This is a genomic window from Cupriavidus sp. 10L43_2, from assembly GCF_056395265.1.
The window spans coordinates 83,511-95,630 of the sequence record NZ_JBFTJE010000016.1; the positions used below are offsets into that span (position 1 = coordinate 83,511).

The window sequence follows — 12,120 nt, forward strand, 5'->3', positions numbered from 1 at the left end:
TCGCTCCCCTGGTTGCTTGTTGGAATCAGCGGACGACGTCGACATTGAATCGCGCGCCCAGATAGACAAAGCGCCCCGCCACGGGCCCGAAATCACTGGCATTCGAAAAATCGCGCTGGCGGCCGAACAGGTTGTTCACGCCCGCGAAGACGGCGGCATTGCGGCCGATGCGCTGGTTGACGACCAGATCGAGCGTGCCCCAGCCCGGCGAGCGCGCGCCGGTGGTGGAATCCGCCACTTCGCTGCTCTGGAAGCGCGCCCGTGCGGTGATCTCGGTGGATGGCAGCACGCGCCAGTCCGCGCCGAGCCGGCCCATATGGCGCGGACGGCGGGTCAGCTGCGCGCCGGTGTCGAGGTCGTCTGCGTCGGTGTAGGTGTAGGCGGCGGTCAGGCCCAGCGCCCCGGTGGCGCGCCAGCGCAGCGAGGTTTCCGCGCCCTGGGTGCGTGCCCGTGCCACGTTGCGGTAGGTGTAGGTGGCAATGCCGTTGACCAGCGTGAAGTTGGCCATGTCGGTCTGGATCAGGTCCGAGACGCGGTTGTAGAACAGGTTGGCATCCACCGTCACGCGGTCGCGCCAGCTCAACTGGCCGCCGAGCTGGAAGCTGTGCGACGACTCGGGCTTGAGGTCCGGGTTGCCCAGCACCATGTAGCCCAGCGAGCTGTGGTCGAACAGGTAGTGCCGCTCCTTGAGGTTCGGCACGCGATAGCCCTGGCCGTAGTTGGCGCGCAGCACGCCCTTCCAGTCCTCGGTGGCGAGCAGGTTGCCGCGCACGCCGATCTTGGGCGCGAAGTGGCTGCCGAAGTCCGAATCCTGCTGGCCGCGCAGGCCGACGATCATCTCCCAGGTCTCGCTGAACAGGATGTCGTTCTGGAAGTAGAGCTCGCCGGCGCGGCGCTCGGCATTCCCGGCCAGCTCGGAGGCGCCGTTGACGGTCTGGTCCAGCCGCTCGCGGTGGAAATCGGCGCCGAACTGCCAGAGTTGCGAGTACCAAGCCGGCAGGTCGAACTGGGTCGACACATGGTCGGTGCGCTGCGAACTGTTGCGCGTGGCGGTCTGGAAGCTGTTGGAGAACTCGCGCGTGGTGGTGTCGTAGGTCTCGGCCACGCCCGCCAGCCGGGCCCGCACGCCGTTGTCGAAGCGCCATTGCCCGCCGTAGGTATAGCGGTTGCGGTCGATATCCTCGGTCTTGCGCTGCGGCACGTAGTTGGGCGGGGCGTAGTACTGGTAGCGCTGCTCGTCGGTCTCCCGATAGGCGCTGGCGTCGAACCAGAAGCTGCCGGCCTGCGTGGGCAGCCACTCCAGCCGGCCCGCGTACTGCTGGCGGCGCACGGCGTCGCCGTGGCGGGTCCAGCCATCGGGGTCCACCGCGAAGCCCTTGTTGTCCAGGCCATCGGCGGAAAGCCGGCCGCGGAACTGCTCGGTGCCGCCTTCCACGCGCACGTTGCCGTGCAGCAGGCCGGGCGAGCCATCGGCGTTCTGGCCGCCGTAGCTGCCGCCATCGGCCGAAACCGCGCCTGAAAAGCCCTTGCGGATGGGGCGCGTGATGACGTTGATCACGCCGCCCATGGCCGAACTGCCGTATTGCGCCGAACTGGCCCCCTTCACCACCTCCACCCGGTCCACGTCGGTCAGCAGGTACTGGGAGACATCCACCGTGGAGCCGGTGCTGGCCGTAATCGGCAGGCCGTCGATCAGCACCAGCACCTGGTCGCTGGTCATGCCCTGCAGCGTCACCTCGTAGCCCGACTTGCCGTGGATTTCCCGCAGTTGCAGGCCGGGCACGTTCTCCAGTGCGTCTTTCAGCGTGCGGGCGTGGGTGCGCTCGATTTCCTGGCGATCCACCACCTCGGTACGGATGGGCGTCTCGTCGATCGGCTTCTCCGAGCGGGTGCCGGTGACCACCACGGCCGGCAATTCCTGGCCGTCGGCAGCGAGGGCATGGGCCGCCGGCCACGTCGAAAGCAGGGAGCCGGTAACGAGCGCGATACGTGTGAGACGCATGAATTGAGAGGTCAATACGAAAGGAAGTACGAATGATAATGATTCGTATTGATTTGTACAACATGATACGTTTGGAAACATTTAGATACATTTGGGCAGGTCGAAGGCGCCGATTGCGGGCAGCGAGAGGAGAGGGGACGCGGGTAGAAGGCGGTGACATGGGCCGGCGCAGGGGGTGCGCCGCCCGAGAAAAACGGCAGCCGTCAGGGCTGCCCGCGCGGCACCACCGGCGCAGCCGGCGGCGGGGTGGCCGGCCGCTGGGGATAGACCGACGTACCGAAGGTGTTCCCCATGCGATGGCTGGTGGCGGCGTTGTTATAGAGCCCCAGCTGGTTCGATGGCCGTTGCACGATCGACTCGGACGACATCGTCGTCTCTCCCTTGCCGGCCGGGCGGCCGCCCGTGGGCTTCAGCTTTTCGGTCAGGCAGTCGTACGAAGGCGCGCGTTCGCCGTTCACCTCCACTTCCACGCACGGCGCCGCCCAGGCCGACGCCATGGGCGCCGCGCTACCCGCCGCGATGGCGGCTATCGCCACCAGCCAGTTCTGCATTCCCATGTCGATGCCTCCGTTCGTGTCGTTCCTGTCGTTCGTGTGGGCGCTCTGCCTCGCCCGAGTATAGCCAGCCGTGCCGCGCGGCCGCGCACCATTTTTTCTCAATGAAGCTTTTGTGACAAACGACAGTCGGCGCCCGTGCCGGCCGTCTAGGCAACCGAGCGCAACGCTGACATGAAGGCTTTCCATCATGTCTCCCGCTGCCGAATGCATCCGCATCACGGGCCTTGGTCGAGGCCGCGGGCGCGCCACGGCACCGAATCGAACAAGAGCAATTGAGTCAACAATGCATGACGTGAAGAAGAACGGCCCGCCTTCGAACTGGAGTGCGGTGTGGCTGGCGGTCATTGGACTGGGAACCTCGGGTTTGGCAGGGGCGCAGCAGGCGGCAACGGCAGAGGCGCCGGCCGCCAGCGCCACGGCCGCTACCGCAGCTGAGGCCACTGCGCCCGCGCCGGGCAAGGCCGAGACGGCGCGGCGTGTCAACGTCAACGAGTACATCGTGCGCGGCAATACCGTGCTCGACGTCCGCTCGATCGAGCGGGCGGTCCGCCCGTTCCTGGGCCCGGACCGCACCATGCAGGACATCGAGGGCGCGCGGGACGCGCTCACGGCGGCCTACCAGGCCAAGGGATACCAGTCGGTCTATGTCGAACTGCCCGAGCAGCAGGTCAGCGGCGGCATCGTGTTCCTGCAGGTCAGCGAGACGCGCGTGGGCCGCGTGCGCGTGGTGGGCACCGAGTACAACTCGCCGCGCGAGGTGCGCGAGCAGGTACCGGCGCTGAAGGAAGGCGCCGTGCCCGACTTCACGCAGGTGCAGGCGGAGCTGACCGCCGTGAATCGCGGCGCCAAGCGCCAGGTGGCGCCGCTGGTCCGGCAGGGCAGCCTGCCCGGCACGATGGATGTCGACCTGAAGGTGGACGACAGCAGCCCGTGGCGCGCCAGCGTCGGCCTGAACAACGACTACAGCCCCGATACCGAGGCCCTGCGCGCCACCGCCTCGCTGGGGCACGACAACCTCTGGCAGCTCGGCCACAGCGCCTCGCTGAGCTTCTTCGGCGCACCGCAGGACATGAACCAGACCAAGGTGTTCTCGGGCTCCTACGTGGCGCCGTTCCGGGGCACGAACTGGAGCGTGGAAGCCTCGGGCTACAAGTCGGACAGCAATGTCGCCACCGTGGGCGGCACCAGCGTGCTCGGCAAGGGCCATTCGGTCGGGATCAAGGGCACCTACACCGTGCCGGACACCGGCGCGTGGTGGCATGCCCTGAGCCTGGGCGTGGACTTCAAGGACAACCAGGAAACCACCCGGTTCGGCGCCTCCAGCGACAACGTGCCGCTCAAGTACGCGCCCATCACGCTGTCCTATGCGGGCTTCACCCAGAGCGAGCGCGGCCAGTACGGCCTGAATATCGCGCTGGTATCCGGCACGCGCAGCTTCCTCGGCTACGGCAGCAACTGGGAACAGTTCGACTACAAGCGCTACAAGGCGTCGCCGAGCTTCACCGTGCTCAAGGCCGATACCACCGGCAGCTACAGCTTCCCCGGCAACACCCAGCTCGCATGGCGGCTGGCCGGGCAGATCACCGATTCCCCGCTGGTGTCGAGCGAACAGATCGCGGCCGGCGGCATGAACTCGGTGCGCGGCTACCTCTCGGCTGAAGCCACCGGCGACTACGGCGTGGTCGGCTCGGTCGAACTGCGCGCGCCGCCGCTGCCGTTCTTCCCCACCGTGGTCGAGGACTGGCGCGTGTACGCCTTCGTCGATGGCGGCCAGCTGCGGCTGCGCGAACCGCTGCCCGAGCAGGAAAGCACGTTCTCGCTGGCCTCGGTGGGCCTGGGCACCAGCTTCCGCCTCGGCCAGCAGGTCACGGGCCGCCTGGACCTGGGCTTCCCGCTCAAGGCCGGCCCCCGCACGGAACGCTTCGACCCACGCCTGAATTTCAGCGTCACCGCGAGTTACTGAGCGCGGGCGCCCCTCATATATCTACGGAGAACCCTTGTCATGCGACGCATCGTTTTGCTTCTGCTCGCGCTAGCGAGCACCCTGCTGCCGGGCCTGGCGCACGCCTGGTGGCAGCCCGACTGGGCCTATCGCAAGCCGGTCACGATCGATGCCGGCCCGCAGGGCGGCGCCATCGGCGGCGATGCCGGCCGCACGCCGGTGCTGCTGCGCCTGCATACCGGCAATTTCACCTTCGAGGGCGTCAGCGAGAGCGGCGCCGACCTGCGCTTTGTCGCCGGTGACGACAAGACCGTGCTGAACCACCAGATCGAACAGTTCGACCCGCTGCTGGGCATCGCACTGGTCTGGGTGGATGTACCGGCCGTCTCGGCGGGCAGCCCGCAGCAGATCTGGATGTACTACGGCAACCCCAAGGCACCCGCCTCAGGCAACGGCCAGCGCAGCTTCGACCCCGACTACACGCTGGTCTATCACTTCGCCGAAGCCAACGTGCCGGCGCGGGACTCCACCGCCTACGGCAACAACAGCCAGACCGCCGTGGTGAGCAAGGACGGCACCATCATCGGGCGTGGCGCCCAGCTCGGCACCGCACCGCTGATGCTGCCCGCCTCGCCGTCGCTGGCGCTCCAGGCCGGCGCACCGTTCACGTTCTCCGCATGGGTGCGCCCGGACCAGCTCGGCGCGCAGCAGGTGATCTATGCCCGCCGCGATGGCGCCAGCGAGCTGGTGATCGGCATCGACCAGGGCGTGCCGTTCGTGCAGGTCAACGGCCAGCGCAGCCGCCCGGGCCAGCCGGTGCAGGCCGGGCAGTGGTCGCACCTGGCGGTCAATGCGGATGGAAAGGCGGTCACGCTCTTCGTGGGTGGCCGCTCGGCCGCAACGCTGCCGCTGGCGCTGCCGGCGCTGAACACGCCTGCCGCCATCGGCGCGCCGGTGGCCGGGGGTACCGCCGAAACCAGCGGCACGCCGTTCGCCGGTGCCATCGACGAACTGCGCCTGTCGAAGATCGCGCGCCCGGCGCCGCTGCTGCTGGCGGACGCCGTGTCGCAAGGCGCTGAATCGCGCCTGACGGCGTTCGGCCCCGATGAACAGCAGGCCGGCAAGAGCCACTTCGGCTTCATCCTCGCGGCCATGCCGCTGGACGCCTGGATCGTGGTGGCGCTGCTGGGCCTGATGATGGCCACGTCGTGGGCCATCATGATCACCAAGGGCCGCAGCTATGGCGCCAACGCGCGCGCCAACGCCGCCTTCATGACGCATTTCCGCGATACGTCCGCGGCTTCGCTGGACCATCTCGCCAAGACCGGCCGCGTGCCAGCGGAGGTGAAGGCGAACTCGTCGCTGTGGCGCCTGTACGAGGTGGCCACCGAGGAGCTGCACCGCCGCCACCAGATGGGCTACGACCTCAACGCGGTGTCCGACGCCACCATCAGCGCGATCCGCGCGGCGATGGACGGCGTGATGGTGCGCGAGAACGAGCGCATGGCACAACGCATGAACTGGCTCTCCACCACCATCGAAGGCGCCCCGTACGTGGGCCTGTTCGGCACCGTCATCGGCATCATGCTGGTGTTCGTAGTGGCGGCCATGGCCGGCGCCGTGGACATCAACTCGGTGGCGCCGGGCATGGCCGCGGCGCTGCTGTGTACCGCCGCCGGCCTCGGCGTCGCCATTCCGGCGCTGTTCGGCTACAACTGGCTGGCCTCGCGCTCGGACGCCATCGGCGCCGACATGGCGGTGTTCGTGGATGAGTTCGCCACGCGCCTGGCCGAAGAGCAGGGCGAGGGCCGCCGCGTGCCCGCCGCGCTGCACAGCGCCTGACGGGGTACCGAAACCATGGCACACGCAGCCAAGTTCGGCACGAAGAAGCGCACCGGCGGCATCAACATCACGCCATTCGTGGACGTGCTGCTGGTGGTGCTGGTGATCTTCATCCTCACCAGCAACGCCAGCATCCCCGGCATCAAGGTGGATCTGCCGAAGGCCAGCGCCTCGGTGGCGCTGGAGAAGCCCAAGACCAAGGCGATCACCATCGACAACGCCGGCCAGGTGTTCCTGGACGCCTACCCGGTGTCACTGCCGGAGCTGGAGGAGCGCCTGCGCACCGAGAAGGCGCTGACGCCGGATTTCCCGGTGATCGTGCGCGGCGATGCCGCCGTGCAATACGCGAAGGTGGTGGAGGTGCTCGACCTGCTGCGGCGGATCGAGCTGAACCAGATCGGCCTCGTCACCGGCAAGCCGGCGTAAGGGAGACAGCGTGAACCGTCGCGATCCCCCGCCTGATTTCCGCGCACGCGTTGCGGTGCTCTGGCGCCGCTGGGGCGGGCACCTGATTGGCGCGCTGGCGTTCGTGGTGCTCGCGGCCGTGGTCTGGTACCTGCTGTCCGGCACGGCCAGCACCAAGCGCGAAGTTGCCGCCACGCCCACGCTGGTGCTGCCACCGCCGCCGCCTCCGCCGCCCGAGCCCGAGAAGCTGCCCGAGCCGGAGCCGGAGAAGGTCAAGCCGGAAATCAAGGAGCCCGAGCCCAAGCCGATGGAGCCGCTCGATCCGCCCAAGGACGACAGCCCGCCCAGCCCCTCGAAGGACCTGGGCGACCCGGTCACCATCGACGGCGCCGCCCAGGCCGGCACCGATGCGTTCGGCATCGGCGCGGGCAGCGGCGGCGGCATGACCGGCGGCGGGGGCGGGCTCGGCAGCCGCTCCTACGCGTCGTGGCTGTYCAGCGCGCTGCAGCAGGCGTTCGCGCGTGACGCGCGCACCCGCCAGCTGGCGTTCGACGATATCCGCATCGACGTCTGGCTCGATGCGGACGGCACCGTCACGCGCGTGCAGCTCTCGCAAGGCACCGGCAACGCGAAGACCGACGAAGCGGTGCTCGCCATGGTGCGCGAATTCCGTGCCGACGAACGCCCGCCGGCCACGCTGCGCTCGCCGTTGCGCATGTCGATCAAGGGGCGCCGGCCATGACGATGCCGCGCGCTCCCCATTCCCAACACATCATGCAGAACACACCGATGAATCCCTCCGCCATCCACCCGCGCGCCACGCCCATCACGCGCGCTCCACGCACCCGGCGCCGCGCGCAGGCGCTTGCCCTGGCCGTCGCGCTGCTGGCCGCGGGTGGCGGCGCCAACGCGCAGACCGCCGCCCAGGGCGACAGCACCATGGTCAAGCTGATCCGTGGCCTGATCGAGAGCGGCGCGCTGCGCAAGGACGCCGGCGAGGCCCTGCTGGCGCAGGCCCAGACCGAGGCGATGGCCGCGCAGCAGACCCAGCGCCAACTGGCGACCATGCAGGCGTCCAGCGGCACGGGTGCCGGGGCCGGTGTCGCCACGGGTGCCGCTGCCGGTGCCGTGACCGCCGCCGCGCTGCAGCCTGGCGACGTACGCGTGCCGTACATCCCGGAAACCGTGCGGGACGAGATCCGCGACGAGGTGAAGGTGCAGGTAATGGCCCAGGCCAAGGCCGAAGGCTGGGCCGCGCCGAACGAAACGCCGGAGTGGACCCAGCGCATCCATGTCGAGGGCGATGTACGCCTGCGCAACGAATCGCGCTTCTACTCGGGCAACAACAGCAATATCGAGATCGACTGGGCCGCCATCAACTCGGGCGGCGGCTTCGACGTCAACCCGAACACCAACCTGGCGCTCCCGCCGCTGCTCAACACGCGCCAGAACCGCACGCTCCAGTGGAAGGCCCGCGCGCGGATTGGCGTGCTCGCCGATGTGTCCGAGAGCGTGAAGGCCGGCGTGCGCCTGGCCACCGGCAACGACAACAGCCCGGTCTCCACCAACCAGACGCTCGGCGGCGGGCTGGCCAAGAAGGACGTCTGGCTCGACCAGGGCTGGCTGTCGTACCAGCCGTTCGAATGGGTCAAGGTCACCGGCGGCCGCTTCGGCAACCCGTTTGTGTCGTCGGACACGCTGTTCTCGAATGACCTGAATTTCGACGGCATCGCCGCGCAGTTCGACAAGGCGCTGCCCAACCGCGACATCTCGCTGTTCGGCTCGCTGGGCCTGATCCCGCTCGAATATTCGTCGGACGGCTTCCCGGGCAACAGCCAGGACAAGATGAGCAGCGAGAACAAGTGGCTGCTGGGCGCGCAGATCGGCGCGAGCTGGAAGGTGAACGACGACAACCGCCTGCGCGGCGCGCTGGCCTACTACGACTTCCACAACGTCAGCGGCCGGGTGTCCGACCCCTGCGCGCTGTACGCGGGCGCCACCAGCTGCAGCACCGACTGGAGCCGTCCGGCCTTCATGCAGAAGGGCAACACGCTGATGCTGCTGCGCAATATCGCGCTCAACCCGCTCGACCCGGCTAACACGCCGCAGCCGCAGTACGTGGGCCTGGCCTCGCAATTCCAGCTGCTCGACGTCAACCTGCGCTGGGACACCAAGGTGGCCGGCAAGTACATGCTGCGGCTGGACGGCAACTACATCCGCAACCTCGCCTACGACCCGGACGAGATGTTCGCGCGCGCCAACGGCGGCATCGTGAACAACTTCGGCGCCAGCGGCGGCACCAGCCGCGCGGACTTCAAGAGTGGCGGCAACGCCTATATGTTCCAGGCCACCTTCGGCAAGCCCACGCCTTCGGCACGCGGCGACTGGAACGTGCTGGCCGGCTACAAGCGCATCGAGCCGGACGCCATGCCGGACGGCTACAACGATTCGACCTTCCACATGGGCGGCACCAATGCGCGCGGCTACTACCTCGGCGGCTCCTATGCGTTCGACAAGAACGCCTGGGTGACCGGCCGCTGGATCTCGACCAAGGAAGTGTTCGGGCCGCCGCTGTCGATCGACACGCTGCAGCTTGAAGTCAACGCCCGTTTCTAAGGAGGACACCGTGTCCCATCCGTTCCTCCCCGGCATTGCCCTGGCCGCCGCGCTGTTGGTGGCCGGCGGCGCCGCCCATGCCCAGCAGGCCCCGGCCGGCCAGAGCATGGAAGAGCGCCTGCGCAACCAGCTCCGCAACACCACCGCGCAGCTCCAGCAGGCGCAGAACGAACTGGCCGTGCTCAAGGCAGGCGGCGGCAGCCAGCCCGCCGCCAAGGCTGGCGCGGCGCCGGCCGATGTCGATGCCCTGAAGAAGGAGCTGGAGGCTGCCCGCGCGCAGCTGGCCAGCGAGCGCCAGTCGCGCGACGCGCTGCGCCAGAGCCAGCAGCAGGGCCAGGCGCAGGTGGAAAAGGCTGGCGCGCAGATCGCCCAGTATCGCGGCGCGTACGACGAACTGCTCAGGATGGCACGCGGACTGGACGCCGAGCGCCAGCGCTTGGCCGCCGAGACCACCGCGCAGAAGACCGCGCTGACCCAGTGCGAAGCCAAGAACGCGCAGTTGTACGCGGTGGGCCAGGAGGTGCTGCAGGCCTACGAGACCGTCGATCTCGGCACGGTGCTGAGCGCACGCCAGCCCTTTGCCGCGCAGAGCCGCGTGCGCTACGAGCAGATCGCGCAGCAGTTTGGCGACAAGCTTTACGAAGGGCAGTTCTCCGCCGCTGCGGCGGCGCAGGCTGCCCCGCCGGCCCCGCCCGCCCAGTCGGCGAGCCAGCCGGACGCCGCGCCGCAAAAGACGCACTAACCCCTCTTCTACCGATTTCAGATTTCAGGACCAGTTCATGACCACCATCGCCACCCCGTTCGACGCCGTCGCACAAACCATCGAACAACCGACCCCGACCCTCCTGCAGACCGTCACGCCGGAGCAGGTCGCGGACGCCATCAAGGCGGCCGGCTGCGCCGTCACCGTTATCGAGCAGGAGGGCGTGCCGCGCCTGCATAGCGCCAGCCATGGCGTCGGCTTCCAGGTGCTGTGGGGCAATGCCGCCGCGCCCGGCGAGTATGTGGATTTCACGCTGAGCTGCCCGCTGCGCGTGCAGGGCGGCACGCTGCCCGAGGGCGTGGTGGCCGAGTGGCACCGCAGCCGGCGCTTCGCGCGTGTGGCGCAGCACGGCGAGTTTGTGGTGCTGGAGATGGATGTGATGGTCTCCGGCGGCGTCGCGCCCACCTATCTCGGCGTGGCGATGCAGCTCTGGGTGCAGATGATGGGGCAGTTCTTCCTGCATCTGCGCAACTTCCAGGCGGCCGGGACGGAAGCGGCGACGGAAGCGGCGACCGATGCAGCCGTCACCGATGACGTCACCGCCGCCACCGACGCCGTTGCCGGCTGAAGCTTGCCACGCCCCCCTCCCGGAGGGGGGAGGGCAGTACGCCGCCTTGCAGTCACGGTTACGTCACACAGGAGTCCTACGATGCGGACCGGCTCAAGGCGCCCGCAAGCGGCGCCGTCGGGCATTCCTCAACGGACGACTCATCTTGGATCGTGATGGCAAGGCTGGTCGCATCGCCCAGTGCGCGCGCGCTGGTGGGTTACCTGACGCTGCTCGTGCTCTGCATGGCCTGCCAGAAACTCCGCGCCCAGCAGGCCACGCCGGACGGCATGGCCGAGATCGCCTTCGACCTGCCGGCCCAGCCGTTGAAACAGGCGTTGGCGCAGTACGACAGGCTGACCAGCCTGTCCGTCTTCTTCCCTTCCGAACTCGCGGAGGGCCGCACTTCGAATCCGGTGCATGGCAGCTATCGCCCCGAGGACGCGCTGCGCAGGCTGGTGGACGGCACCGGGCTGACCGTGCAGGCCGCGGCGTCCGACGCCTTCGTGCTGATCCCCACACCCCGCCCGCCGGATGCGCCCGCGCCAGAGGCCACCGCCAGCCGGCAGCGCCAGGTCGACGGCGCGGTGCAGGCGCGCATCTACCGGGCGCTGTGCGCGCGGCCGTCGCTGGCGTTCGGGGAATACCGGCTGGCGCTGCGCGTGCATGTCGATGCCTCCGGCCATGTGCGGCAGGTGCGGCTGCTGGACACCACCGGCGACAAGGCACGCGATGCAGCCATCGTTGAGACCCTCGAACAGGTCGATGTGGGCCTGTCGCCCACCGATCCGTCGCGGCCCTTCGTGCTGCTGGCCCACCCCGTGCACTGCGACGCACGGGCGGCGCAGGCCGGCGCGTGCCGCCAGGCGTGCGAACGGCAGGCGGGCTGAGCCATGAGCGATTCCACCCGCGCCACCCTGCGCGACCTCCTCGCGCTGCGCTACGAAGACCTCAAGCGCCGCCTGACGTGGCGGCTCGGCTCGTCCGAGCTGGCCAGCGACGCGCTGCACGACACCTGGGTCCATCTGGAAGACCGCAGCGAGGAAAGCGGCCCGGTCAGCAGCCCGGCCGCCTACCTGATGCGGATGGCGACCAACCTCGCGCTGGACCGGCTCCAGCGCGACCGCCGCTATATGAGTGCGGACGAGGTGGACACGCTGATGCTCGAAATCGCCGATCCCGCCCCGGGGCCGGCGCAGACCGTGGCCGCCCGCGACGAGCTGGAGGCGCTGGCGCGGCTGATCGACAGCATGCCGCCCCGGCGGCGGGCGATCTTCCTCGCGGTGCGCGTGGAGGAGCGCTCCAACCAGGAGGTGGCGGTGCGCTTCGGCGTATCCACGCGACTGGTCGGTCTGGAACTGAAACGCGCCCATGAGTACTGCATGGCGCACATGCCGAAGCATGAGTGAAGAAATCGTGCCGATCCGCGTCCGCCCAACCGTCTTG

11 protein-coding genes are annotated in these 12,120 nt (G+C 68.8%); 9 read left to right on the forward strand and 2 right to left on the reverse strand.

Annotated elements, in window-relative coordinates; all coding sequences use genetic code 11:
- Nucleotides 1-25: 25 nt before the first annotated feature.
- Together AC1DEL_RS20765 and AC1DEL_RS20770 are read right to left on the reverse strand one after the other, a co-directional pair.
- Nucleotides 26-2,002, reverse strand: coding sequence for a TonB-dependent receptor plug domain-containing protein (locus tag AC1DEL_RS20765; protein WP_477125402.1), 1,977 nt, complete (start codon nucleotides 2,000-2,002; stop codon nucleotides 26-28).
- Between the two features lie 203 nt (nucleotides 2,003-2,205).
- On the reverse strand, nucleotides 2,206-2,559 hold the full coding sequence (locus AC1DEL_RS20770; RefSeq protein WP_143093903.1) for a hypothetical protein: 354 nt from the start codon (nucleotides 2,557-2,559) through the stop codon (nucleotides 2,206-2,208).
- A gap of 283 nt (nucleotides 2,560-2,842) precedes the next feature.
- On the opposite strand from AC1DEL_RS20770, the gene AC1DEL_RS20775 reads away from it, so the two are divergent.
- From AC1DEL_RS20775 to AC1DEL_RS20815, 9 genes are all read left to right on the forward strand, one after another.
- Complete coding sequence (locus AC1DEL_RS20775) at nucleotides 2,843-4,522, forward strand: ShlB/FhaC/HecB family hemolysin secretion/activation protein (protein ID WP_477125403.1); 1,680 nt, start codon at nucleotides 2,843-2,845, stop codon at nucleotides 4,520-4,522.
- A gap of 39 nt (nucleotides 4,523-4,561) precedes the next feature.
- Nucleotides 4,562-6,343 (forward strand): DUF2341 domain-containing protein, encoded by a 1,782-nt coding sequence (locus tag AC1DEL_RS20780; RefSeq protein ID WP_441645076.1) that lies wholly within the window; start codon nucleotides 4,562-4,564, stop codon nucleotides 6,341-6,343.
- Nucleotides 6,344-6,358: 15 nt separating this feature from the next.
- Nucleotides 6,359-6,769: an ExbD/TolR family protein gene (locus AC1DEL_RS20785; protein WP_092295239.1), complete on the forward strand. Its 411-nt coding sequence runs from the start codon at nucleotides 6,359-6,361 to the stop codon at nucleotides 6,767-6,769.
- Between the two features lie 10 nt (nucleotides 6,770-6,779).
- Nucleotides 6,780-7,490 (forward strand): energy transducer TonB family protein, encoded by a 711-nt coding sequence (locus AC1DEL_RS20790; protein ID WP_477159169.1) that lies wholly within the window; start codon nucleotides 6,780-6,782, stop codon nucleotides 7,488-7,490.
- A gap of 47 nt (nucleotides 7,491-7,537) precedes the next feature.
- Nucleotides 7,538-9,364, forward strand: a complete 1,827-nt coding sequence (locus AC1DEL_RS20795; RefSeq protein ID WP_477125404.1) for a putative porin — start codon at nucleotides 7,538-7,540, stop codon at nucleotides 9,362-9,364.
- Nucleotides 9,365-9,374: 10 nt separating this feature from the next.
- Nucleotides 9,375-10,106: a hypothetical protein gene (locus AC1DEL_RS20800; protein WP_441645078.1), complete on the forward strand. Its 732-nt coding sequence runs from the start codon at nucleotides 9,375-9,377 to the stop codon at nucleotides 10,104-10,106.
- Between the two features lie 37 nt (nucleotides 10,107-10,143).
- Nucleotides 10,144-10,695: a YbjN domain-containing protein gene (locus AC1DEL_RS20805; protein ID WP_454757618.1), complete on the forward strand. Its 552-nt coding sequence runs from the start codon at nucleotides 10,144-10,146 to the stop codon at nucleotides 10,693-10,695.
- A 155-nt stretch (nucleotides 10,696-10,850) separates the two neighbouring features.
- Nucleotides 10,851-11,564: an STN domain-containing protein gene (locus AC1DEL_RS20810; RefSeq protein ID WP_477125405.1), complete on the forward strand. Its 714-nt coding sequence runs from the start codon at nucleotides 10,851-10,853 to the stop codon at nucleotides 11,562-11,564.
- Between the two features lie 3 nt (nucleotides 11,565-11,567).
- Entirely contained in the window at nucleotides 11,568-12,083 is a 516-nt protein-coding gene (locus AC1DEL_RS20815; RefSeq protein WP_092295224.1) for an RNA polymerase sigma factor, read from the forward strand.
- Nucleotides 12,084-12,120: the final 37 nt, after the last annotated feature.